This is a genomic window from Pseudomonas lyxosi, assembly GCF_047758685.1.
GTDB lineage: Bacteria > Pseudomonadota > Gammaproteobacteria > Pseudomonadales > Pseudomonadaceae > Aquipseudomonas > Aquipseudomonas lyxosi.
The window spans coordinates 3,958,160-3,981,680 of record NZ_CP180481.1; the positions used below are offsets into that span (position 1 = coordinate 3,958,160).

Annotated in this window: 27 protein-coding genes and 1 pseudogene; 20 read left to right on the top strand and 8 right to left on the bottom strand. The window is 60.5% G+C overall.

Annotation, left to right across the window (positions count from 1 at the left end):
- Positions 1–103 precede the first annotated feature (103 nt).
- Positions 104–880, top strand: coding sequence for a helix-turn-helix transcriptional regulator (locus ACMXYI_RS18220; RefSeq protein ID WP_415768427.1), 777 nt, complete (start codon positions 104–106; stop codon positions 878–880).
- Here ACMXYI_RS18220 and ACMXYI_RS18225 read toward each other — a convergent pair.
- Positions 864–1,805 (bottom strand): class I SAM-dependent methyltransferase, encoded by a 942-nt coding sequence (locus ACMXYI_RS18225; protein WP_415768428.1) that lies wholly within the window; start codon positions 1,803–1,805, stop codon positions 864–866. The two genes, ACMXYI_RS18220 and ACMXYI_RS18225, sit on opposite strands and share 17 nt — an antisense overlap.
- Before the next feature lie 166 nt (positions 1,806–1,971).
- Between ACMXYI_RS18225 and ACMXYI_RS18230 the strand changes: the two genes are divergently transcribed.
- The 6 genes from ACMXYI_RS18230 (at position 1,972) to ACMXYI_RS18255 (ending at position 5,542) form a co-directional block, all read left to right on the top strand.
- Complete coding sequence (locus tag ACMXYI_RS18230; RefSeq protein WP_415768429.1) at positions 1,972–2,592, top strand: cytochrome b/b6 domain-containing protein; 621 nt, start codon at positions 1,972–1,974, stop codon at positions 2,590–2,592.
- Positions 2,589–3,374 carry a molybdopterin-dependent oxidoreductase gene (locus tag ACMXYI_RS18235; RefSeq protein ID WP_415768430.1) on the top strand — a complete coding sequence of 262 codons (786 nt, stop codon included), beginning with the start codon at positions 2,589–2,591 and terminating at the stop codon, positions 3,372–3,374. The genes ACMXYI_RS18230 and ACMXYI_RS18235 overlap by 4 nt, the downstream gene beginning before the upstream one ends.
- A gap of 68 nt (positions 3,375–3,442) precedes the next feature.
- Complete coding sequence (locus tag ACMXYI_RS18240) at positions 3,443–3,784, top strand: pentapeptide MXKDX repeat protein (RefSeq protein WP_415768431.1); 342 nt, start codon at positions 3,443–3,445, stop codon at positions 3,782–3,784.
- Between the two features lie 182 nt (positions 3,785–3,966).
- A complete protein-coding gene (locus ACMXYI_RS18245; RefSeq protein ID WP_415768432.1) occupies positions 3,967–4,374 on the top strand; it encodes a response regulator in 408 nt (135 codons plus the stop codon).
- Between the two features lie 175 nt (positions 4,375–4,549).
- Entirely contained in the window at positions 4,550–4,762 is a 213-nt protein-coding gene (locus ACMXYI_RS18250) for a DUF1059 domain-containing protein (protein WP_415768433.1), read from the top strand.
- 111 nt (positions 4,763–4,873) lie between these two features.
- A complete protein-coding gene (locus ACMXYI_RS18255) occupies positions 4,874–5,542 on the top strand; it encodes an HAD-IA family hydrolase (RefSeq protein ID WP_415768434.1) in 669 nt (222 codons plus the stop codon).
- A gap of 10 nt (positions 5,543–5,552) precedes the next feature.
- On the opposite strand, the gene ACMXYI_RS18260 is transcribed toward ACMXYI_RS18255, so the two are convergent.
- Positions 5,553–6,212: a methyltransferase family protein gene (locus tag ACMXYI_RS18260; RefSeq protein ID WP_415768435.1), complete on the bottom strand. Its 660-nt coding sequence runs from the start codon at positions 6,210–6,212 to the stop codon at positions 5,553–5,555.
- Positions 6,213–6,333: 121 nt separating this feature from the next.
- Complete coding sequence (locus tag ACMXYI_RS18265) at positions 6,334–7,281, bottom strand: GlxA family transcriptional regulator (RefSeq protein WP_415768436.1); 948 nt, start codon at positions 7,279–7,281, stop codon at positions 6,334–6,336.
- A 123-nt stretch (positions 7,282–7,404) separates the two neighbouring features.
- Between ACMXYI_RS18265 and ACMXYI_RS18270 the strand changes: the two genes are divergently transcribed.
- Positions 7,405–8,196, top strand: a complete 792-nt coding sequence (locus tag ACMXYI_RS18270) for an SDR family NAD(P)-dependent oxidoreductase (protein WP_415768437.1) — start codon at positions 7,405–7,407, stop codon at positions 8,194–8,196.
- 67 nt (positions 8,197–8,263) lie between these two features.
- Positions 8,264–9,196 carry a pyridoxal-phosphate dependent enzyme gene (locus ACMXYI_RS18275; RefSeq protein WP_415768438.1) on the top strand — a complete coding sequence of 311 codons (933 nt, stop codon included), beginning with the start codon at positions 8,264–8,266 and terminating at the stop codon, positions 9,194–9,196.
- Between the two features lie 52 nt (positions 9,197–9,248).
- Here ACMXYI_RS18275 and ACMXYI_RS18280 read toward each other — a convergent pair whose 3' ends face one another.
- Entirely contained in the window at positions 9,249–9,566 is a 318-nt protein-coding gene (locus ACMXYI_RS18280; RefSeq protein ID WP_415768439.1) for a DUF2388 domain-containing protein, read from the bottom strand.
- A 753-nt stretch (positions 9,567–10,319) separates the two neighbouring features.
- Here ACMXYI_RS18280 and ACMXYI_RS18285 point away from each other — a divergent pair.
- From ACMXYI_RS18285 to ACMXYI_RS18305, 5 genes are all read left to right on the top strand, one after another.
- Positions 10,320–10,688 (top strand): DUF6124 family protein, encoded by a 369-nt coding sequence (locus ACMXYI_RS18285; RefSeq protein ID WP_415768440.1) that lies wholly within the window; start codon positions 10,320–10,322, stop codon positions 10,686–10,688.
- A gap of 205 nt (positions 10,689–10,893) precedes the next feature.
- The gene (locus ACMXYI_RS18290; protein WP_415768441.1) at positions 10,894–11,832 is read left to right on the top strand and encodes a cyclase family protein; all 939 of its coding nucleotides are present in this window, start codon (positions 10,894–10,896) and stop codon (positions 11,830–11,832) included.
- A 203-nt stretch (positions 11,833–12,035) separates the two neighbouring features.
- A complete protein-coding gene (locus tag ACMXYI_RS18295; RefSeq protein ID WP_415768442.1) occupies positions 12,036–12,824 on the top strand; it encodes an SDR family oxidoreductase in 789 nt (262 codons plus the stop codon).
- Between the two features lie 44 nt (positions 12,825–12,868).
- Entirely contained in the window at positions 12,869–13,984 is a 1,116-nt protein-coding gene (locus ACMXYI_RS18300; protein WP_415773918.1) for an NAD(P)/FAD-dependent oxidoreductase, read from the top strand.
- 244 nt (positions 13,985–14,228) lie between these two features.
- On the top strand, positions 14,229–14,825 hold the full coding sequence (locus ACMXYI_RS18305) for a DinB family protein (RefSeq protein ID WP_415768443.1): 597 nt from the start codon (positions 14,229–14,231) through the stop codon (positions 14,823–14,825).
- Here the strand turns inward: ACMXYI_RS18305 and ACMXYI_RS18310 are convergent.
- Positions 14,746–15,666 carry a LysR substrate-binding domain-containing protein gene (locus ACMXYI_RS18310; protein WP_415768444.1) on the bottom strand — a complete coding sequence of 307 codons (921 nt, stop codon included), beginning with the start codon at positions 15,664–15,666 and terminating at the stop codon, positions 14,746–14,748. The genes ACMXYI_RS18305 and ACMXYI_RS18310 overlap by 80 nt on opposite strands.
- A gap of 202 nt (positions 15,667–15,868) precedes the next feature.
- Entirely contained in the window at positions 15,869–16,768 is a 900-nt protein-coding gene (locus tag ACMXYI_RS18315; RefSeq protein ID WP_415768445.1) for a LysR substrate-binding domain-containing protein, read from the bottom strand.
- Positions 16,769–16,886: 118 nt separating this feature from the next.
- On the opposite strand from ACMXYI_RS18315, the gene ACMXYI_RS18320 reads away from it, so the two are divergent.
- The 3 genes and pseudogenes from ACMXYI_RS18320 (at position 16,887) to ACMXYI_RS18330 (ending at position 19,140) form a co-directional block, all read left to right on the top strand.
- Positions 16,887–17,903: an aldo/keto reductase gene (locus ACMXYI_RS18320; RefSeq protein ID WP_415768446.1), complete on the top strand. Its 1,017-nt coding sequence runs from the start codon at positions 16,887–16,889 to the stop codon at positions 17,901–17,903.
- A 2-nt stretch (positions 17,904–17,905) separates the two neighbouring features.
- A complete protein-coding gene (locus ACMXYI_RS18325; protein ID WP_415768447.1) occupies positions 17,906–18,703 on the top strand; it encodes an SDR family NAD(P)-dependent oxidoreductase in 798 nt (265 codons plus the stop codon).
- Positions 18,704–18,730: 27 nt separating this feature from the next.
- A pseudogene (locus ACMXYI_RS18330) lies at positions 18,731–19,140 on the top strand (SRPBCC family protein).
- A 123-nt stretch (positions 19,141–19,263) separates the two neighbouring features.
- Here the strand turns inward: ACMXYI_RS18330 and ACMXYI_RS18335 are convergent.
- Both ACMXYI_RS18335 and ACMXYI_RS18340 read right to left on the bottom strand, forming a co-directional pair.
- Positions 19,264–20,571, bottom strand: coding sequence for a sensor histidine kinase (locus ACMXYI_RS18335; RefSeq protein WP_415768448.1), 1,308 nt, complete (start codon positions 20,569–20,571; stop codon positions 19,264–19,266).
- A complete protein-coding gene (locus ACMXYI_RS18340; protein ID WP_415768449.1) occupies positions 20,568–21,308 on the bottom strand; it encodes a response regulator in 741 nt (246 codons plus the stop codon). The genes ACMXYI_RS18335 and ACMXYI_RS18340 overlap by 4 nt, the downstream gene beginning before the upstream one ends.
- A 305-nt stretch (positions 21,309–21,613) precedes the next feature.
- Here ACMXYI_RS18340 and ACMXYI_RS18345 point away from each other — a divergent pair, with 305 nt between their 5' ends.
- The 3 genes from ACMXYI_RS18345 to ACMXYI_RS18355 all read left to right on the top strand — a co-directional run bounded on the left by ACMXYI_RS18345 (position 21,614) and on the right by ACMXYI_RS18355 (position 23,519).
- Entirely contained in the window at positions 21,614–21,877 is a 264-nt protein-coding gene (locus ACMXYI_RS18345) for a DUF2790 domain-containing protein (protein WP_415768450.1), read from the top strand.
- Positions 21,878–21,925: 48 nt separating this feature from the next.
- Positions 21,926–22,138, top strand: a complete 213-nt coding sequence (locus ACMXYI_RS18350; protein WP_415768451.1) for a hypothetical protein — start codon at positions 21,926–21,928, stop codon at positions 22,136–22,138.
- Between the two features lie 169 nt (positions 22,139–22,307).
- Positions 22,308–23,519 (top strand): cytochrome c biogenesis protein DipZ, encoded by a 1,212-nt coding sequence (locus ACMXYI_RS18355; RefSeq protein ID WP_415768452.1) that lies wholly within the window; start codon positions 22,308–22,310, stop codon positions 23,517–23,519.
- Positions 23,520–23,521 lie beyond the last annotated feature (2 nt).

Below are 23,521 nucleotides of genomic sequence, written 5' to 3' on the forward strand. Positions count from 1 at the left end.
ACTCCTGGCCTGCTGCAGGCCGGTGATGATCAGGTGCTTGCAGCGTATCGGCCGGGAGTGGACTCACCCATTCCCATCATGGGTTACTCGAAAGGGGTAGGGCGTGGACGCGTTGTTGAAAGAGTTACCGGTGCACCAAGGGCTGGCGCGGGTATTTGGTGCCTTGGGGCAGGACGGGTTCTGGCGTGCGCTGGTGGACACGCTGCGGCTGCTGGTGCCGATGGACAACGCGTTGGTCGCGGTGATGCGGGCCGGGCGGGTGCCGCGCCTGTTGATCGACTTCGACTCAAAGGGCGGTGCTACCGAGCAAGAAGAACTGGCGGATTACAGCGCCGGCATGTACCTGCTCGATCCGTTTTATCAGGCCGCCTGTGCCGGCATTGCCGACGGCTTGCACAGCCTCGAATCGGTGGCACCCGACCAGTTCCAGCAGAGCGAGTACTACCTGAGCTACTTCCGCACCGTGGTGGGCGGTGACGAGTTGCAGTTCATGGTCAACGTCGAGGGCGCCGTACTCGGTTTGTCGTTGGGACGCTCGACGCGATTCACGCTTGAGGAACAGGGCCGCCTGCTTTGCGTGCGCGATTGGGTGCTGGCGGCGATGCGCCGTCACCTGCAATTGATGCCGCCGGAAGGACCGGCAACCGAGGCGGTGGCCGGGGATCTGGCGACCCTGCTGGATCGTTTCGATGCGCGCCTGTCAGTGCGGGAAATCGAAACGGCGCGGTTGATTCTTCAAGGCTTCTCAAGCAAGGCGATTGCTCAGCAACTAGGGATCTCCCCGGAAACGGTGAAGGTGCACCGGCGCAATCTCTATCACAAGCTCAAGGTGAATGGGCATGGCGAGTTGTTTGCGCTGGTGCTCAATCCTCCAGCCTGAACACCAACGCCTTCAACCCACATTCAACATCGGCGTCTGGAAACTCCGGCGGATTGTCCAGCCGTTGCTCGAACCGCAGGCTCGGTGCTTCGCGGGTGACGCCGTCGATGAGGAAGTCCGCACCGAACGCCGGATCGTTCATGCACGCCAGCACCGTACCCTGAGGGCTGAGCAATTCCGGCAGTCGGCGCAGCACGCGCTGGTAGTCCTTGGTCAGCAAAAAACTGCCTTTCTGAAAGGACGGTGGGTCGATGATCACCAGGTCGTAAGGGCCCTTGCCGATCACCTTGCCCCAGGATTTGAACAGGTCGTGACCGAGGAACGTCACCTTGCTCAGGTCGTGGCCGTTGAGCCGATGATTGTCGCGGCCACGGCTCAGGGCCGGGCTGGACATGTCCAGATTGACCACGTGCGTCGCACCCCCTTCGATGGCGGCTACCGAGAATCCGCAGGTGTAAGCGAACAGATTCAGCACACGCTTGCCCTGGGCATTGGCCCGTACCCAGTCGCGGCCATAACGCATGTCGAGGAACAGGCCAGTGTTCTGCTTGCGGCCCAGGTCCACCCGGTAATGCAGGCCGCCCTCGGTGATCGTCATCTCGTCGATCGCGTCCCCCAACAGCCACTCGGTGGTGCTTTGCAGCAGGTAGCGATGTTGCAGCAAGAGCGTGTGCGCGCCGGATTGCGTCCACGCAGGCGATTGCGTGACGTCCATCAGCTTCTGTTTCAACGCTTCCAGCTGCGACGCTTCGGGTTCCTTGAACAGCGACACCAGCACCACGCCTTGCAACCAGTCGACAGTCAATTGCTCCAGCCCCGGCCAGCACCGGCCACGGCCGTGGAACAGCCGGCGGGTTTCTGCGGCGGCAGTTGCCAGGGCCGTCAGTAAATGGTCGTGGAGGGTGGAGAGAGCGTCAGCGTTCATCGGGCAGGGCCAGCAATTTGGTGGGGCGGCATTTTAACCACAATTGCGGCGGGAGCACCGCCGTCAGGCGTCGAGAGTTATCACGTTTAATTTAACTTTACGTGAGGATTTGGCGATCTGTAGGCCCACATACTCGGCTCCAACGATCAACCGCCGGGAGCCGAACATGTCGCAGTTAGCTGCTTCACCCACAGTCAGCACTCATCCCCGCTGGCTACGGCTGACCCATTGGCTGAACGCCTTGGCGGTGTTGGTCATGGTCACCAGCGGTTGGCGAATCTATAACGCTTCACCGCTTTACGACTTCAGTTTTCCCAAAACGATCACCTTGGGTGGCTGGCTCGGTGGCGCATTGCAATGGCATTTCGCGGCGATGTGGTTTCTGGCCGTCAACGGTCTTGTCTACCTGATCATCAACCTCGTCAGTGGTCGTCTGAAACGACGCTTTTTCCCGGTGTCGCCCAATGGGGTTTTGCATGACCTGTGGGCGGCATTGCGGGGCCGATTGGGGCATGCCGATCTGAGTCATTACAACCAGGTGCAACGGGTGGCGTACCTGTTCGTGATGGTCGACATCACGCTGCTGGTGATTTCCGGGCTGGTGCTGTGGAAGTCCGTCCAGTTTCCTCTGTTGCGTGAATTGCTGGGCGGTTACGAAGGCGCGCGGCATGTGCACTTCATCGCGATGTCGCTGTTGGTGGCCTTTGTCGCGGTTCATCTGGTGATGGTCGCGCTGGTTCCCAAGACGTTGTGGGCCATGATTGTCGGTCGCAAGGAGGTCGTATGAAAAAGCGCATTCAAGGCTCAGGGCTGGACGAGTCATCCATCCTGACAGACGCCAGAAAGATCCTAGCACCACAGATCGAAGACCGCTCACGTCGCTCGTTCCTGATGCGCAGTCTGACCCTCGGCGGCGTGGCCATGTTGTCCGGCTGCAACATCACCGATAACAAAAGCGTCGAGACCGCGTTGTCCTCGATGTCTCGCTTCAACGATCGGGTGCAGGGCTGGTTGTTCAACCCCAATGCCCTGGCACCGACTTATCCCGAGTCGATGATCACCCGGCCGTTTCCTTTCAATGCCTTCTACGGCATCGATGAGGCGCCGACGGTGGAGGAAGAGAGTTATCGACTGGAGGTGACCGGGATGGTCGCCGACAAGCGCAGCTGGCGCCTGGAAGAACTGCGCGCCATGGCGCAGACCGAACAGATCACCCGGCACATTTGCGTCGAAGGCTGGAGCGCGATCGGCCGCTGGGGCGGCGTGCGATTCAGCGACTTCCTGAAGCGGGTCGGTGCCGACTCGGATGCCAAATATGTCGGCTTCAAATGCGCGGACGACTACTACACCAGCATCGACATGGCCACCGCACTGCATTCGCAAACCTTGTTGACGCTGACCTATGACGGCACGGTGTTGCCTCGCGAATACGGCTTCCCGATGAAGCTGCGCATGCCCACCAAGCTGGGCTACAAGAATCCCAAACACATTCAGGCGATTTTCGTCACCAACACCTATCCGGGTGGCTACTGGGAAGACCAGGGCTACAACTGGTTCGGTGGCAGCTGACGGCGCCTGGCCACATCACTGCGCAGCTCGCGCTGCGCTTCGCAACCTGTGCTTCAAGGAGTTTTATCATGAAAAAGTTAGCGACCACCGTACTGTCCATGTGCCTGGCGTTTGGCGCCGCGAGCGTGTTTGCCGCCGATGCTACAACCAATAACGGCATGAGCAACGACAGCATGAGCAAGGATTCAATGTCCAAAGACGCCATGCACAAAGACACGATGAAAAAGGACGCCATGTCCAAGGATTCCATGAGCAAGGACGCGATGAAAAAGGACGCCATGTCCAAGGATTCCATGAGCAAGGACGCGATGAAGAAAGACACCATGTCCAAGGATGCCATGAACAAGAATGGAATGAAGAAGGATGCGATGTCCAAGGACACCATGAAAAAAGACGCTCCGTCGTACTGATCCGAACACCCTTCTTTCGAGGCCAGACCCTGGTTTTCAGGCGCCCATACAGCGCTGTATGGCGCCTGATTCATCGCCCGATTGCATCAAAAATGAATTTCCGCGAAGTCCGCTGCTCATACCTGATAAGCAGCGGATTTAAGCACGCGAAATCATTTAGGCAATCAGGGAGTGGCACAGTCATGAGACCAATATCGACGGAGGGCGATCATCTCCCTGACGGGTTGATTCTTGTGGTTGAGGACGACCCGCTGATCCTGGAGTTTCTCTGTGAAATTCTTCAGGACGAAGGTTTTGTGGTCGAACCGCATGTCAGCGCAGACGCCGCATCAGCGTATCTGGAACAACACTCCGAGGGCGTCCGTCTATTGCTCACGGACATCACCATGCCGGGCAAACTCAATGGCGCGGACCTGGCCAATCTGTTTGGCGACCGCTGGCCGGACAAACCGATCATGATCATGTCCGGTTTCGAAACGCCGGAAAGCGCCGGGGTCAGGCATTCGGTGTCGTTCATCAAGAAACCGTGGGCGCTTGGGCAGTTGCTGGACTGTGTGGAAGGTGCCTTGAAGTCGAAACGTACCCTTTAGAACCTGCGGCACATCAGACCACTACAACCTTTCACGATGCGCCTTGTGGCGGGCCTATACTTCAAGAGTCGGCACACTCGGTGCGACCTGCAATCGTGTTTGATGGATGGGGTGACGCGTCGAGTGATCGTTCACGCAGGCCACGGCCTGCCTTCGTCGTAGGGAGGAGAAGATCATGGCGCGTAAATACATCGACTGCCGCGAGTTTCCAAGCGAGGCCAAATGCTCGGTCGCACTGTCCGCAGACTCTGAAAACGAACTGCTCGAAGCCGCCGCACAGCATGCGGTCAGTGTTCACAAGCACACCGACTCACCGGAACTGCGTGCTCAACTGAAGACGATGTTTCACGACGGCACCCCGCCTGTTGAAGCACCGCGTCCCGCTTAGCAGGAAATCCTCTTCAGGAGTTGCCGAAGGCTCGGGCCGCGCTCGGCAGCTCCTCGCAAATGCTACATTGTTCGGCGAACCCGCCTGGCACTTGCGAGAGGTAGCTCCCCCTTGTCTGCTCAAGAATCTGTCTTCAACACCCCGTACCGCGCTTTTCTGTTCGATATGGACGGCACCGTCCTCAATTCCATCGCCGCTGCCGAGCGGATCTGGGCGGCCTGGGCCTTGCGCCACGGCGTTGATGTCGTCTCATTCCTGCCCACCATCCATGGCGTTCGCGCCATCGACACCATCAATCGCCTGGCGTTGCCCGGGGTGGATGCCGAGGCTGAAGCGGCGTTCATCACCGAGGCGGAAATCGAGGATGTCGAGGGGATCATCGAAGTGCCAGGCGCGGCGAATTTCCTGAAGTCGCTGCCCGCCAACCAGTGGGCCATCGTCACCTCGGCGCCGAAGGCATTGGCGCTGCGGCGGATGGCCGCGGCGGGCATTCCGCAGCCTTTGGTAATGGTCACTGCCGAAGACGTCAGTGCCGGCAAACCCGATCCCGCGGGCTATCGACTGGCGGCCAAGCGCTTGGGCGTTGAACCGGCCGATTGCCTGATTTTCGAAGACGCCACCGTGGGCATTCTCGCCGCCGAGGCGGCGGGTGCGGGCCTGATCGTGGTGACCGCGACCCACGACCATCCGCTCCAGACCCCGCATACCACGCTCGCCAGCTATGAGTCGGTCGTCGCCCATCTGGATCACGACGACAAAATCCGCCTGCACACTATCTAATGTGGATTGACTAATAAACCCCGGGAATCAACCGCCAACTTCGGGCGCAGTAAGCCTCGTATTCGCTGCCGAACTGCGCCCTTAACAGCCCTTCTTCGGAGTGAATGCGGGCGATCAGCGGGATCAGCGTCACCGCGGCCAGCAACAGGCCAACGCCGGAGCGAAAGGCCAGTGCCCAGCCCACAGCAGTGATCATCAGCCCCAGGTAACTGGGGTTGCGCAAGGTGTGATAAATCCCGTCGGTGACCAGCGTGTGCCCCGGCTGAATCGCCACCAGTCCACTGAAACGCTTGCCCAGCACAAACACCGGCCACAGCCGCAGCGTGCCGCCGATGATGAACAACAACGCCCCGAGCCAGCGCACACCTTCGCCACCAAAGGTCCAGAAGTCGATCCGGTCGGTGTAGGCCGGCAGGTACCCGCTCAATAGACCGATCACCCCGAACGCCGGCAGCACCCAGCGATTCGCCCGGTCTTCACGTTCGCCGGAACTCAGGTTGACTTCAGTGAACAAGGACGCGATGGCCATCACCAAAGTGGCCAACACGATGACCACCAGCGGTGCATGAGAGAAAAACGCCGAGAATCCGCCAAGTCCCCACACCGCGAGCCCAAGGTAGGCGAGGGTGGAAACAACGGCGAAAAACGCCAGTTTGGCCGAGATTTTCATCTGCACCTCCACAAACGGACCTGACACCGTTCATTGTAGGAGCTGCCGAAGGCTGCGATCTTTTGATCTTGAGCGGTATTGAGGACGACCAAGATCAAAAGATCGCAGCCTTCGGCAGCTCCTACGTAGAGGTGTCGGCCCTGGCATTACGCCGAATCACCTGCGGCGGCTGCCCGAACGCCCGAAGGAAGGCTTCGCGCATGCGGCGGCAGTCGCTGAAGCCGGATTCTTCGGCGATCTGATCGAGGGTCAGGCGCCCGCATTCCAGCATCTGCCGTGCCGTTTCCAGGCGCAAGTTTTCGATGGCTTTGGCCGGTGATTGACCGGTTTCCGCCCGGAAGGCCCGGCTGAATTGCCGAGGGCTGAGGCGCGCGACGTCTGCCAGTTGCTCCACCGACAACGTCTCGGTGAGGTGTTCTCGCGCATAGCCGAGAACAGTTTGAATCCGGTCGGATTTCGCTTCCAGTTCCAGCAGCGCCGAGTGCTGCGACTGGCCGCCCGCGCGGCGGTGGTACATCACCAGTTTCTGCGCCACGGAACGGGCCAGAGCAGCGCCGTGATCCTTTTCGACCATGGCCAGCGCCAGGTCGATGCCGGCGGTCATCCCGGCAGACGTCCAGATCGAACCGTCGACGACGTAGATGCGGTCTTCTTCGACCTTGATCGACGGAAACCGCGCTTGCAGCTCCCGCGCATAAGCCCAGTGGGTGGTGGCGCGCCGTCCGTCGAGCAAACCGGCCTGGGCCAGGACGAACGCCCCGGAGCAGATCGACGCCGTGCGCCGTGCGGTTTTAACGTTTGCGCGCAGGTAGTTCAGTACGCCCTCGGGTGCCTGCTCGAGGATGGCATCGCCGCCCACCACGATCACCGTGTCGAACACCCGCTCACCAAAGGCCTCGGTGCCGACGCTCAGCCCACCGGAAGCGCGCAATGTGCGGCCGTCTTCGGACAGTACGCTGACGTCATAAAGCGCCTCGCCGGCGCTGAAGTTGGCGTACTCGAACACCGGCATGGCCGCCAGCGCCATGGACTGGAACCCTTCAAACACTACAAATGCCACGGAAGTCATCCAGATGTCCTCAAAAGGTCATGTCCGAAAAACGTACTTTAAACGTCATTTGAGACGAGCGTTAGACCATTTATAACGGTTCACACCCGGCGAAGTTATCGCCTCACTGTGAAGGAAATCGACATGGCTCTCTCATCCAAAGGTACCGCGCTGATCACTGGCGCTTCTTCGGGCATCGGCGCGGTGTACGCCGACCGTCTCGCCCGGCAGGGTTACGACCTGATTCTGGTCGCCCGCAGCCAGGCAAAACTGAACGCCCTGGCCAACCACCTGAGTAACGAAACCGGTCGTGCCGTCGAAGTGGTCGCTGCCGATTTGAAAGACAAGGCCGACGTGCGGCGGGTCGAAGAAATTCTGCGCTCCGACGCCAGTATCACCCTCTTGGTCAACAACGCCGGGGTTGGCGCTGTCATGCCGCTGCTCGGCAGTCCCGTGGATGACATGGAAGACATGATCACCCTCAACGTGACCGCGTTGATGCGCCTGGCTTACGCGGTGGTGCCAGGCTTCGTCGCTCGCGGCACCGGGACGGTGATCAATATCTCCTCGATCGTTGCCATCGCGCCCGAAATTCTCAACGGCGTATATGGCGGGACCAAGGCGTTTGTCCTCGGCCTGAGCCAATCCATGCACCGCGAGCTGGCGGACAAAGGCATTCGGATCCAGGCCGTATTGCCCGGCGCGACCGCCACCGACTTCTGGAGCGAGGCCGGCAACCCGGTGGAAAACCTGCCGCAAGAGATCGTGATGTCGGCCCAGGACATGGTCGATGCCGCGCTGGCGGGCCTGGCGCAAGGCGAAGTCGTGACCATTCCGGGCCTGCACCAAGACGACCAGTGGGATGCCTACGAAGTCCAGCGCCAGACGCTGTCAGGCTTGTTCGGCAACTCCACGGCAGCACCGCGTTATCGCTGAAGCGGTAGCCGCCGGGCAGGGTGAACTAAGCTTGGATAAGGACCGTTCACCCTTAAGGAGCTTCACCATGCTTCACATCAGAACACCGTTGATTCTGCACCCGGGCCTGTCGACGCCGGCCCGGCGGATCTGGCTCAAGCTGGAAAACCTGCAACCCAGCGGCTCGTTCAAATTGCGTGGCATGGGCCTGTTGTGCAGTCAGGCAAAAGCGCAGGGCAAACGCAAAGTCGTCTGTCCTTCCGGCGGCAACGCCGGGTTCGCCACCGCCGTGGCTGCTGCCAGCCTGGGGTTGAAAGCCTGCATTGTGGTGCCGCACACCACGCCGGAAACCACCCGCGCACGGATCAGGAAAACCGGCGCCGAGGTGATCGTCCACGGCAAGCTCTGGGACGATGCGAATCAACGGGCGAAGGAACTCTCGCAAGGCGTGGACACTGAATACGTGCCGGCCTTCGATCATCCGGTGTTGTGGGATGGGCACAGCACGATAGTCGATGAAATCCTCGAAGACTGTCCTCAGGTCGATGCAGTGGTGACGTCGGTCGGGGGCGGTGGTTTGCTGGCGGGGATCCTCACCGGGTTGATTCGTCATGACCGCATGGATTGCCGGATCATTGCTTGCGAAACCCAGGGGGCGGCCTCTTTTGCGGCCGCGGTCGAAGCCGGGCATCCGGTCAGACTGCCGCGGATCGACACCGTTGCCACTTCGCTTGGCGCTGCTCAGGTGGCCGCCTGGCCGGTGCAGCACATCCTCGATTTCCCCCACGAGTGCGTGGTGCTCAGCGATGACGAGGCGATCATGGGCGTGGTGCGTTACGCCAACGACCTGCGTCAGTTGGTCGAGCCGGCGTGCGGCGTTTCGTTGGCAATTGGATACCTGGACCATCCGGCGATTGCCGAAGCCCATGATGTGGTGATAGTGGTGTGCGGCGGCGTGAGCATCAGCGCGCAACTGGTGGCGGGTTGGGCGCGATTATCCACCGGTGCTGAAGCAAGGTAGGGCTGCAAACGCTATCCGGGCGCTGCAAGCCCCACCGCTACTTTTTCAGCCTTTATTTGCCCGCAGCAACGCCTTCCTGGACGAGGATCGCCCTGGCCAGATCTTCGTCGCTGGCGTTGAGGCCGGGATTTTCCTGACGAATCTGCTTCAAGTAGGACTCCAGATAAACACCACGAATCGCGCCGCCACTGGCAACGAAGCTGGAGGCGTCATCCCGGGCAGGAATCATGAGTTTGTGGTCCTTGAAGGTCGAGTACAACGATGCGGAAACCCCAGCCGAGGTGGCGACATCTTTTGCATCTACATCGGCCATGGCTGAACCAACGGGCAAACAAAGCACTAGTGAAGAGATGATAATCAGACGGCGCATGACGGTGTCCTCTGAAAGCGTGAAGCAAAAAAGGAAGTACCTCATCTGTAGGATGCGTGGCGGCCGTCAGGAGTTCCCTGCCGAAGCGTTATCAGTTCAATGCCTGCGCCTGAAAAAGCTCAACCCTCGCCGCGCAACCCCTTTAGACCGCGAAGCTAAAGCAAAGGAATGCTGTAGCTCACGATCAAGCGATTTTGATGGGCCAGTTAGATGGATGCTGGATGAGCCGCCGTCATCGTCGGAACGCCGCCCGGAGCAAGCTCGCTCCCACATTTTGTTCGATGTTGTTCGCGAGATTTGTAGCCGACACGGAACCCTGTGGGAGCGAGCTTGCTCCGGGCGGCGTTCCGACGATTGCGTCAGCCGGCACACCGCATAAACACGTTTAACGACATGCGTTTAAAGACACTCGGTGTTACGTCATAAGCGGCTACAACACCTTGCGTCGTTACCTACGCGTACGCCAGAATCCGCCGGCTTGTGCGGCTGTGGGGCGGGCTATATCGTTTCCCGGTCACTGAAAAACAGTGATCGGGTTTGGTAGCCCGCTTCGAAAAACGGTCGCATGGCGACACCTATGCAGTCTCTTTTTTTGGGACTCGGCTTTATATGGTGGGCATGCGTGGGGCTCCTTTGTGAGCGCCGGGTTTCCCGTTTTCGACCGGTCTACCAACCCACGTATGGCCGCCACCCTCGTTTGGTAGCGAAGGTGATGGCTCTTCAAACTCAATATTGAAAATGGGAGCTTCATCTATGTTCAAAGTCACACCCAACCCCCCGAATACCAGTCCGTTACCCTACGACGCCTTTCTCGATCTTGACCCCAAGAAAATGAAAGAGGCGGCCGATCGCGCACTCAGCTTCTACCTCGACCCCGGGGCGTCGAAAACGCAGATACCGCCCCGCAAGCCCAGCACCATTTTCACCATCGACGCAGCGGTGGATGACGAAACGTTGCTCGTCGAGGCCTGCGAATCGTTGGCATCCGCCAGCGCCATGGTCAACGATCTCACCGACGTAACGGACGGCCCGCGACGGCAAACGATGCTGGTGCTGCAACGGGTGATCATGTTGGGTGAGTTAGCGGTCAATCGCGTACTGGATAACCACAAGCCTGGGTAGCAGCCAGGCACTGTAGGAGCAAGGCTTGCCCGCGATGAACGATCACGCGGCGTGTCAGGCCTGACGCCATCGCGAGCAAGCTTTGCTCCTACAGCACTCGCATTACTCGTGACAATCCAGAACAAATGTATTGCCCGTTCCTGTCTGTTTCCCCACAGAAGGGCTGCGTACCTTGGGTCCACTGCAACCTCACAAGGACCCCCTCATGCTCAATCGATTGGTACTGCCGTTTGCCCTGTTGTTCACCCTCAATGCCGTCCACGCCGCGGATGCCGAGAAATGGTATCCGTCAAAATACGGCGCCAACGATGAAATCGGCGCGCTGAACCTGCTCAACGCGGAGTCGGTGATCAATGCTTCGAAACTGATCAAGACCGGCAAAACCTATCCCTTGGCCGTGCCCATCGACAAGTCGTTGCCGGCGTTCCGTCATCGCAGTTTTCACCTGACCAACATCCAGCCGGGCGAAGCGGGCGGCACCACGATGGGGCCGAACAAATTCACCTTCAACGATGAACTGGTGGTGGGCTGGACCGGTGTCGGCACCCAGCTCAACGGCATCGGCCACATCGGCATCGACAACGTCTACTACAACGGCAATCGCGCCGCGGATTTCGTGACCGTTGAAGGGGTGAAAAAGCTCGGCATCGAAAAGGTCCCGCCGATCGTCACCCGTGGCGTAGTGCTGGACATGACTGCCGTTTACGGCAGCGCCATCGTGCCGGAGAATACCGAATTCAGCGTTGCCGACATTCAAAAGGCACTCGACCTGCAAGGCATCAGCATTCAGAAGGGCGACGTGGTGCTGTTCAACACCGGTTGGCTGGAGCTGTTGGGCAAGGACAATGAGAAATTCCTCGCCGTGGAGCCGGGCATCGGCATGGAAGCGGCCAAGTGGCTGGTGGACAAACAGATCGTCGCGTTCGGCGGTGACACCTGGGCTTCGGAAATCTACCCGGCCAAAGACGGCCAGGAATTCCCGGTCAACCAATTCATGCTGGCCAAAAACGGCATCTACAACCTTGAATTGATCGACAGCCGAGCGCTGGTGAAAGACAAGGCGTGGGAATTCATGTTCGTGCTGGGGCAGCCGCTGTACAAGGGCTCGACCCAGGTCAACATCAACCCGGTCGCGATTCGTTGATAGTGATTGCTCGCCAGTCGAGGCGAAAAAGCAATTCGGTCAGTCCCTCTATCTCCGGGCGGTCACGTTTCGGGAGGGCTAGGGTGAGGGCTGGTTCTCGAGCCTGATGAAAAGGCAAAGAACGCCTCGTCCTCACACCCCAACACAGTGCTAACTTAAAACATACGCAGCCGTTCCCCCTAACAACCAACAGGAGCAATGTCATGGATTTGGCTATTTCGGGGCGCTGGGCAATCGTCTGCGCCGCCAGCAAGGGCCTGGGCCTGGCCTGTGCGCGAGCACTGGCGAAGGAGGGCGTCAATCTGGTGATCAACGCCCGTGGCAACGAAACCTTGCAGGCCGCCGCCGATGAATTGCGCCAACTCGCACCGAGCATTGAAGTGCGCACCGTGGCCGGGGATATCAGCGCGCCGGCAGTGCGCGAGCAAGTGTTGGCAGCGTGTCCGCAGGTGGACATCCTGGTCAATAACGCTGGCGGTCCGCCGCCGGGTGACTTCCGTGATTGGCAGCGCGAAGACTGGTTGAAAGCGTTGGATGCCAACATGCTCACGCCCATCGAGCTGATCAAGGCCTGCGTCGATGGCATGGCCGAGCGCGGTTTTGGGCGCATCGTCAACATCACGTCGGGCGCGGTGAAGGCACCGATCGATGTGCTGGGCCTGTCCAACGGTGCCCGCAGCGGGCTGACCGGTTTCATCGCCGGGCTCGCGCGTCAGTCGCGGCTGGCCGGGCACAACGTGACGATCAACAATCTGCTGCCAGGCCCGTTCGAGACTGAGCGTTTGCACAAAACCCTCAGTGCCGCCGCCGAAGCCAACAGCACCACGGTCGAGAGCATCAGCGAGCAGCGGCGCAAGCATGTGCCGGCCCAGCGTTTCGGCCAGCCCGACGAGTTCGGCGCCTACTGCGCGTTCATCTGCAGCGCCCACGCCGGCTTCCTCACAGGGCAAAACCTGTTGCTGGACGGCGGCAGTTACCCCGGTACGTTCTGATCGATTATCGGGAGGGGGGCTGGCGTGAAATGAGCGAAGGGCAGGTGAGCGTCGATATCGAATGTGTGGTGGTCGGGGCCGGAGTGGTCGGGCTGGCGGTCGCCAGAGCCCTGGCCCGCAGCGGGCGGGAAGTGATCCTCGTCGAGGCGGGCGAGGGCATTGGCGTGGGCATCAGTTCGCGCAATTCGGAAGTGATCCACGCCGGCATTTACTACCCGAGCGGCAGCCTCAAGGCGCAAGTGTGCGTGGAGGGCAAACAACGCCTTTACGCCTATTGCGATGAACGCGGCGTCGATTATCGGCGGCTGGGCAAGCTGATCGTGGCCACCGATGACGGTCAGTGCGCGGCCTTGCGGACGTTGCTGGAGCAGGGCCGGCGCAATGGCGTCGATGACTTGCAATGGCTGGACGCCGAACAGGCGCGGGAACTTGAACCGGCAGTGTCCTGCGTCGCTGCGCTCTGGTCGCCGTCCACCGGGATCGTCGATTCCCATGCCCTGATGCTGGCGCTTCAGGCAGATGCCGAGGCCAGCGGCACGTCGCTGGTTTTTCATACGCCGCTGGCGTCGGCCCGTTGCACCGAGCAAGGTTTCGAACTGCAGATGGGCGGCGCCCAACCGATGGTCTTGAGCTGCCGCGAGTTGATCAATTGCGCCGGATTGTCTGCGTCTGAGGTGGCGAGCCGGATTGAAGGCTTGCCGTCGCAGCACGTTCCTGAGGCACGATTGTGCAAGGGCAGCTATTTCAGTTTCAGCGGCCGGGAGCCGTTCCGGCATCTGGTGTATCCGGCGCCGGAAAGTGCGGGGTTGGGTGTGCACATGACGCTGGATCTGGGCGGCCAGGCGCGCTTCGGGCCGGACGTCGAATGGGTCGATCACGTCGATTACCGTGTGGATCCACGCCGAGCCGATGGCTTCTACGAGGCGATCCGGCGTTACTGGCCGGCATTGCCCGATAACAGCCTGCAACCGGCCTACAGCGGCATCCGCCCAAAAATCACGGGCCCGACCGAACCGGCGGCCGACTTTGTCATCAGTGGTCCGGCGGAGCATGGTGTGCCGGGGCTGGTGAACCTGTTCGGTATTGAATCGCCGGGGCTGACCAGTTGCCTGGCGCTGGCCGATCGGGTGGTGGAACGTCTGACTCCGCATTCCTTGTAGCAGCTGCCGAGCAGCGCGAGGCTGCGTTCGGCTGCGCAGCAGTCGTAAATCCTGCGAACTCGATTTATCTGATACACCGCGGCGTATGGTTTGACGACTGCTGCGCAGCCGAACGCAGCCTCGCGTTGCTCGGCAGCTGCTACACCGGCTGCGTCGTGACGAAGTGCCGGTTATCAGCCGTTGCAATGCCGCTCGCCCTGAGGGCTATGCTTGGCAGTGCGCCCATCACAATGGGAGACCTCCGATGATTAACGTACGCACTGCCCGCATGCTTGCCGATTACAAGCGCTGGGCCAATCAACGCCTCTTTGACAGCCTGGCCGCACTGCCGCCGGGTGAGGTCAATAAAGAGCGCGTGTCGGTGTTCAAGAACATGATCGGCACCCTGAACCACATCTACGTGGTGGACTGCATCTGGCGGGCTCACCTCGAAGGCCGAGGGCACGGCTTCAAGACGTCACACGATCTGCTGCACCCCGACCTCGCCGAGCTGCGCCTGGCGCAAAAGGACATCGATCACTGGTACTGCGACTGGAGCGAACGGCAGACCGATGCCTCGCTGGATAAACCCGTCGAGTTCAGCTTTGTCTCAGGGGAAAGCGGCATCATGAGCGCCGGCGCGATACTGATGCATGTGGTCAATCACGCCAGTTATCACCGCGGCTGGGTGATCCAGATGTATTTCGAGATTCCGGTCATGCCGCCGGTCACTGACTTGCCGGTGTACCTGCGCGAGACCGACCCCGAGTATTTCCAATCGATTAATGCCCCGGCAGCGGCGCCGACATGTGTTGGGCAATTCGCGAGCGCAACCAACGTTCTGCCGGATCGTTATCGTTGACCCCGTTCCAGACCATGGACAGTTCGGACAGGTTGATGTCAAACGGCGGGTCGTCGGCACGCAACTGGCTGCTGCCTTCGATCAGCGCGCACGCCGCGTAGTCCGGCACCGTGGCGAGCATATCGGTGCCGGCCAGCAAGGCGCGCAAGCCGGCGAATTGCGGCACCGCCAGCACCACCCGGCGTGAGCGGCCGATGCTCGCGAGGTCGTTGTCGATGGCACCGGTCAAATCCCCGGAAAACGACACCAGCGCGTGCGGACGTTCGCAGTATTCATCCAGGGTCAGGGTGCCGGGACGATTGTCGCCGCGCAGGATCTTGACGCTCAGGTCACGCAACTTCTTGCGCTTGGCGTTGGCCGGCAGCTCCGTGGTGTAGCTGATTCCGACGGAAATCTCCCCGGAGGAGAGCATCGATGACATCAGCAGGAAGTTCACCCGACGCACCACCACCACGACGTTCTGCGCCTCTTCGCGTATTTGCTTGAGCAGCGGCGGAAACAGGCCGAACTCGGCGTCGTCGGACAGGCCGATGCGAAACACATCGCGGCTGGTAGACGGGTCGAAATCCTTGGCCCGGCTGACCGCACCGGAGATGGTGTCCATCGCCGGCTGCAATTCCTTGAGAATCGCCAGGGCCCGTTGGGTCGGCTCCAGCACGCGACCGTTACGCACCAGCAGCGGGTCGTCGAACAGGTCGCGCAACTTGGCCAGTGAGGCACTGACGGCGGGCTGGCCGAGAAACAGTTTCTCCCCGGCCCGGGTCAGGTTCTTTTCGAACATCAGGGTTTCGAAAATCACCAGCAGGTTCATATCGACGCGGCGCAGATCGTTGCGGTTCATGCGGGCTTCTCGCTGGGTTTCGGGATCTTTTCAGTAAAGCACCAAACCCGAGTGAGCAAAAAATCGAGGATGTTTAATCGACGCAGTAACCGATCGTTCCCACGCTCTGCGTGGGAATGCCTCAAGGGACGCTCCGCGTTCCAGCTCTCGAAAGGGACACGGAGCGTCCCGGGCTGCATTCCCACGCAGAGCGTGGGAACGATCATGCGGCTGGGCCTGGTTCGGTCAGCACTTTCCTGAACGTCTCCACCAGCGGTCGCAAATTGATCCGGTGCCACGCGGCCCACAGCGGCGTGGTGAAGGAGATCCACGGCACTTCCCGCAGCACCACGCCGGGCGGTGCGTTGCGGCTCAGGCCTTTCTGGATCATCGCGATGCCCAGCCCCGATGCCACCAATCCTAACGCGGTAAACGGTTCAGTGGCTTCCATGCGAATGTCCGGGGTGAAGCCGGCGCGGATGCAGGCGCTGACGAAGTCGTCGCGGCTGGCGGCGTCCTGGCGGGGTTGCACGCCGATCCATTCCTGATCGGCCAGGTCCGCCGGGGTCAGTATTGTGTGGTTCGCCAAAGGATGGTGCTCGGGCAGGGCCAGCAGCATCGGATCGTCCAGCACCTGAAAACCCAGCAGGTCCGGGTCGTCGGCGACGGGCGGTTCGCTGACCAGAGCGATATCCAGACTACGCTGACGCAGGCCTTCGAGTTGTTCGGCAGAATTGAGGTTGTACAGCGCGACGTGCACGTTCGGCCGGTCGACCCGCAGCACCCGCAAGGCATTGGGCAAGACGCCGGCGTGCATGGCGTTTTCGATGTAGCCGATGCACAAGCCGCCTTCTTCGCCACGACCGAGGCGCTTGCCCAGGGATTCCAGACGATTGGCGTGGGTCAGCAGGGCACGGGTTTCGGCCAGGAAAGTCTGGCCATCGCGGGTCAGGCGAATGCGCTGCTGGCTGCGTTCAAACAGGGTCAGGCCCAGGCGCTCTTCGAGCTGGGCGATCTGCCGGCTCAGGGGCGATTGGGAAATGTGCAGGCGTTCGGCGGCGCGACCGACGTGTTCTTCTTCGGCGACGGCGACGAAGTAGCGCAATTGGCGGATGTCGATCATATCAGACCTATCAGGACTCAAGTGCTGCGGATTATGTCTTGGACGGTCCGATCATCGCAATCTAGCATCTGCTCAACGGTCACCTCTGCTGACCTCTGAAACTGACGAGGATTGAATCATGAGCTTGAAAGACAAACTGCCCGGCGCGCTGGGTTTCGGTACCGCCCCATTGGGCAACATGTTCCGCGCCATTCCTGAAGAAGAGGCGATGGCCACCGTCCACGCCGCCTGGGATGCCGGTGTGCGTTACTTCGACACCGCGCCGTTTTACGGTTCGGGCCTGTCGGAAATTCGTCTGGGCACCGCACTGGCCCAGTACAACCGCGACGACTATGTACTCAGCAGCAAGGTCGGCCGAGTGATTCTCGATGAGATCGAAGACGCCGCGGCCCGTGACTTGGGCGAGAAGAGTGGGGTGTTCGAACACGGCCGCCCGAACAAGATCGTCAACGACTACAGCGCCGACGCCACGATGCGCTCCATTGAAGACAGCCTCAAGCGCCTGCAAACCGATCGTCTGGACATCGTCTGGGTGCATGACATCGCCCAGGACTTCTACGGCGATCAATGGCTGGAATACTTCAATCAGGCCCGCACCGGCGCCTTCAAAGTGCTGACCCGTTTACGTGAAGAAGGCGTGATCAAGGGCTGGGGCCTGGGCGTGAACAAGGTCGAACCGTGCGAACTGACCCTGGATCTGACCGAAGCCCAGCCGGACGGTTTTCTGCTGGCGGGTCGCTACACGCTGCTCGACCACGATCGTGCCTTGCAACGTCTGATGGACGCAGCCTTGGCGCAGAACGTCGAGATCGTGGTCGGTGGTCCTTACAGCTCGGGCATTTTGGCTGGAGGTACACACTTCGAGTACCAGAAGGCCAGCCCGGCGATCATCAATAAAGTCGAGCAGATCAAACGCATCGCTGCCGCGCATGGTGTCGACATCAAGGCAGCTGCGTTGCAGTTCTCGTTGGCTAACCCGGCCGTGGCGGCGGTGATTCCGGGGTCCAGCCGTCCGGACCGGATTGCTGAAGACGTTGCGGCGATGTCGGTCGTCATTCCCGCTGCTTTCTGGCAGGCGATGCGCGACGCGAAACTGGTGTCCGAACGTGCGCCATTGCCAATCATTGGAGGTTGAGCATGAAAATCGATCTGACTGGAAAACTCGCCATTGTCAGCGGCAGCACCGCCGGCATTGGCCTGGGCATCAGCAAGGCGCTGGCCGAATCCGGCGCCACGGTGGTGGTAATCGGCCGCGAGACGGCCAAAGTCGAACAGGCGCTGGCGAGCATTCGCCAGAGCGTGCCGGACGCGCAGTTGCGTGGCCTGACTGCAGACCTCGGCACGGCCGAAGGCGCCGAGTTGTTGTTCGCCGCCGAACCGCGGGCGGACATCCTGGTGAACAACCTCGGGATCTTCAACGACGTGGACTTTTTCGACACGCCGGACAGCGAGTGGACGCGGTTTTATGAGGTCAACGTGATCTCCGGCGTGCGCCTGTCACGGCATTACGTGCCAGACATGGTCAAGCAGGGCTGGGGGCGGGTGATCTTCCTGTCCTCGGAATCCGGGATCGCGATCCCGGCCGACATGCTCAACTACGGCGTGACCAAAAGCGCCAACCTGGCGGTATCCCATGGTCTGGCCAAGCGGCTGGCGGGCACCGGGGTGACGGTCAATGCAATCCTGCCTGGCCCGACGTTGACCGATGGGCTGGAGCAGATGCTCAAAGACGCCACTGCCAAATCGGGGCGCAGCGTTCGGGAAGAAGCTGACGCCTTCGTGCGCAAGGCCCGGCCGACCTCGATCATCCAGCGTGTGGCGGATGTCGAGGAAGTCGCGAATCTGGTGGCTTATATCGCCTCGCCGCTGTCTTCGGCCACTACTGGCGCGGCGTTGCGAGTCGACGGCGGCGTTGTCGACAGCATGGCGATTTGAACCTTATTGATTGAGAGAGAATATTTCATGGCTACAGCATCAGCATTCATCGACATCCCGGCGACCGCCGACCAGGTTTGGCAATTGATTGGCGGCTTTAACTCGCTGCCGGACTGGCTGCCGTTTATTCCCAAAAGCGAGCTGAGTGAAGGCGGCCGGGTGCGTAGCTTGCAAACGGCGGATGGGGCGGTGGTGGTTGAGCGGTTGGAGGCGTTTGATAACGCTGGGAAGACTTACAGTTATTCGATTTTGCAGGCGCCGTTTCCGGCTACTGACTATCTGGCGACTATCAGTGTGAAGCGCAGGGGCAGGGCGCGCGAGTGACTTGGTCCGGGCGGTTTGCACCTGTCGGTGTGAGCGACGAGGAAGTGGTGGCGCTGTTTACCGGTATCTACCAAGGCGGCCTCGAGGCCCTGCGCGCCAATTACCCGGCCTGACCCTGAACTGATCGTTCCCACGCTCTGCGTGGGAATGCAGCCCGGGACGCTCCGCGTCCCATTCGAGAGCTGGAACGCGGAGCGTCCCTTGAGGCATTCCCACGCAGAGCGTGGGAACGATCATCACACTGCTTGACGCGGTAATTTGAGCTCCGCGCACAACCCCCCCCCCTCACGATTACTCAACGTCAACGATCCCCCGATCGCCAACGCCAACTGCTGTGCAATCGCCAACCCCAACCCGGTCCCGCCGGTGCTGCGGTTACGTGAGTTCTCCACGCGATAAAACGGTTCCATCACCTGAGCCAATTCTTCCTCGGCAATCCCTGGCCCGCGGTCCATCACCTTTACCGACAAACTGCCGTCAGCCTTCGACTCCACCCACAACTCGGCGGCGCCAGCGAACTTCAGCGCATTGTCCGTCAGGTTCACCAGCACTCGCCGCAAGGCGTGCGGCCGGGTGTTGATCACCGCGTCACTTTTACCGCCGAGCTGAACGTCTTTGCCCATGTCCTGATAGTCAAACACCAGGCTGTCGAGGAACGAGTCCAGATTGGTGCGGCGACTTTCCTCGGTGGCGCCATGAACGCTGCGGGCATAGGCCACGCCTTCGCGCACCAGGTGTTCGATCTCGCCAAGGTCATTCCAGAGTTTGTCCTTCTCGGTGGAGTCGTCCATGAATTCGGCGCGCAGTTTCATGCGGGTGATAGGGGTTTGCAGGTCGTGGGAAATCGCCGCCAGCAGTTGCATGCGTTCCTTCAGGTAAGCGGCAATGCGCGCTTGCATCGAATTGAAGGCCATGGCGGCATGGGCGACTTCGGTCGGGCCTTTTTCATCCAGGTGCACCGCGTGGGTGTTGGGGTCCAGGGTCTCTACCGCTTGGGCGAGGCGGGTGAGGGGGCGGATGGCGATTCTCACGGCCAGCCAGGTGCAGATGAGCATCAGTGCCAGTTGCCCCAGCAATACGATGGGTAACCACGGCGACAACGGCACCATCGAGGGTCGCACGTCGATGGTCACCGGGCTGCCGTCCGCCAGTTTCAGGTGGACCTGAAAATGTTTATCCGGCCCGGGGATGTCGGTCATCGTCATCGGGTAATCCTTGCCGATGGCCTCTTTGATCGACGTCATCGCTATGGGTGAATCGCTCATGGGCGTGCCCGGCGAGCCTTCGTTCAACAAATAGCGGTAGTTACGTCGATCCAGTTGTTGCAGCCAGCTCATGCGTTCTTCGGCCGGCAAGCGGTCGAGGATGGCGATGGAGGTCGAGACGTCGGTTTCCAGATTGCCCAGCATGGTGTTCTTCGTGCTTTCGTACCGCTCGTAGTACTGCGCGCCGAAAGACAGCGCCTGCGCGAGAATCAAGCCGATCAGGAAGATCAGCGACAACCGCGAGGCGAGGGTGCGGGGCCAACGAACGGTGAAGTTCATGATGGCGCCCCGAGGACTTCCACCGGCAGGGAGAACACATAGCCTTCGCTGCGCACGGTTTTGATGCAGGCCGGTTCGCGGGCATCGTCCAGCAAGCGCTGGCGCAAGCGGCTGACCAGCAAGTCGATGGAGCGGTCGAACAGGTCGGCATCGCGGCCTTGGGTCAGGTTCAGCAGTTGATCGCGATTGAGCACCCGCTGAGGATGATCGAGGAATACCCGCAGCAACCGATATTCCGCGCCACTGAGCGCGACCATCGTGCCGTCTTCATCGAGCAAGTGCCGGGCCGAGGTGTCCAGCCGCCATCGCCCAAAGGCCAGCAAGCGACCGCTTTCGGTGACCACCAGGTTGGGCGGCAGCATCCGTGTGCGGCGCAGCACGGCGTTGATGCGGGCGAGCAATTCACGGGCAGCGAACGGCTTGACCAGGTAATCGTCGGCGCCCATTTCCAGGCCGATGATGCGGTCGGTTTCATCGTTGCGCGCGGTGAGCATCAGCACCGGCGTGGCCTTGTGTTTGCCGGCGCGCAACTCACGGCACAGCATCAGGCCATCGTCGCCCGGCATCATGATGTCGAGCACGATCAGGTCCACCGGCGTGGATTCCAGGAACGTGCGCATTTGCCGTCCATCCGCCACGACGGTGGTGCGCAGACCGTTTTTCTTGAGGTAGTTGCCTACCAGTTCCCGGATCTCGCGGTCATCGTCCACGATGAGAATGTGATCGACGTGTTCCATTTGGCCAGGCCTCTGTAGATGGGGGATGTCGCGCAGTCTATCGAGCCTTGGCCCGCTCGCCCGCAGTCCTTTGTATTGCAGTGTATCTGGCATGTTGGTGGATACACGTGGACGCAAAAACACTCATTTTCAGGGCTTTTGTATCGCTCTGTATCCCGGCCCGGTTTGGATACGTACCGATTTACACGCGCCTGTTCCCGACACAGTCGGGATACCTCGCGAGCTTCTAATAGGTTCCATCGAGGCAAGCCAAGTCGCCTCGGCCCAATCAACGATTGCCCTATTGAAGCCTTGAGGAAACCACCATGAACACCAAAGCCGTCTACGCCGCTTGCCTGTTTGCCGCCCTGAACATCTGCACCCTGTCGGCCCGAGCCGAAGCCGATATCTCCGCTAAAACCTACACCTACGGCACGCACCTGGACATCAAGAAAGTGGTGTCGCTGAAACAGGACGCCTCGACTTCCTGTGGGGTTGTGGATGCCCAGCTGACTTACCTGGATTCCCATAACAAAACCCAGGTTCTGGACTATCGCAAATTTGCTGATGGCTGCAACTCAGACAACTGAGTCCTGCGCTGACCCATTGCCCATCCCAATTGAAACAGGAAGAACATCATGAACAACGTCACCCGTTTTTTGACTGCCATTGCCTTCTCCGCGGCTGGCGCCGCTGCCCATGCCAACGCTGCTGTTGAACAGAAAAGCTGTGGCAGCGCGACTTGCTTTCAGCTGACGCCGGTGGCGGAGAAGGGTGGGAACGCCTTTCTGGCAGAGGATGGATCGAGCCGTACGCCGCAGGGGCAGCAGCTGGAAAACCAGACGGCCTGAGGCCAGAACACGGTTTTGTGAACACCACCGATCCCTGTGGGAGCGGGCTTGCCCGCGATGACGGCAGCACATTCAAAATCTTTGTGACTGCCAGACCGCCATCGCGGGCAAGCCCGCTCCCACAGGGGATGTGTGTAAACCGCCGCACTCAACTTTTCAAGGTGATCCCATGTTTCTCATCGCTTTCCTCGGCGGCATATTGACCGTCCTCAGCCCTTGCATCCTCCCGGTCGTGCCGTTCCTGTTCGCCGGTGTTAAACGCACACGTTCCTCGATCCTGCTCACCCTCGGCGGCATGGTCGTGACCTTCGCCCTGATTTCCAGCCTGGCCGTGGTCAGCAGCGAGTGGGTGGTACACGCCAACAACACCGGTCGCCACGTAGCGCTGATCGTGATGGCGCTGTTTGCCCTGTCGCTGATTTCCGCCCGTGTCGGTGACTGGCTGGCCCGTCCCTTCGTGGCGCTGGGCAACCGCCTCGATCCGGACACCCGCAAAATGTCCGGCCCGCTGGGTTCGGTCATGATCGGCGTGGCCACCGGTCTGCTCTGGGCACCGTGTGCCGGGCCGATCCTCGGGGTCATCCTCACGGGCGCCATGCTGCAAGGTGCAAACGCTCAAACCAGCCTGTTACTGGTGGCGTACGGCCTGGGCAGCGCATTGTCCCTGGGCACCTTGATCTTCGCCGGTCGGGGCCTGGTCAATCGCCTGAAAGCGTCGATCCCGGTCACCGGTTGGCTGCGTCGTGGGACGGGTGTTGCGGTGCTGGCGGCTGCGGCGGTGATTTCCACCGGCGCCGATAAAACACTGCTGGCCGGCACCTCGTCCGAAGGCGTCAGCAGCATCGAGAAAAGTGTGTTGGAAACCGTACCGAAAGTCGTCGATTACTTCGTCAGCAAGGTCAACGCAGACTCGTCCATGGACAACGCCAAAGGCGCCATGCCGTCCATTGCCGGCGCAGTGCAATGGCTTAACTCGCCAGCCCTGACCAACGAGTCCCTGAAAGGCAAAGTCGTGTTGGTGGACTTCTGGACCTACGACTGCATCAACTGCCAGCACACCTTGCCGTACGTGAAGGACTGGGCGAAGAAATACGAGAAGGATGGTCTGGTGGTGATCGGCGTGCACACCCCTGAATACGGTTTCGAGCGCATCATCGACAACGTCAAGGATCAAGTGAAAAAGCTCGGCATCACCTACCCGGTGGCGATCGACAACAACTACGCGATCTGGCGCAACTTCGACAACCAATACTGGCCCGCTCACTACCTGATCGATGCCAAGGGTCAGGTGCGTTACACCCACTTTGGTGAAGGCAGTTACGAGACTCAGGAGAAAGTGATTCAGCAGTTGCTGGAAGAGGCTAAAGCACCCGCTGCGTAACG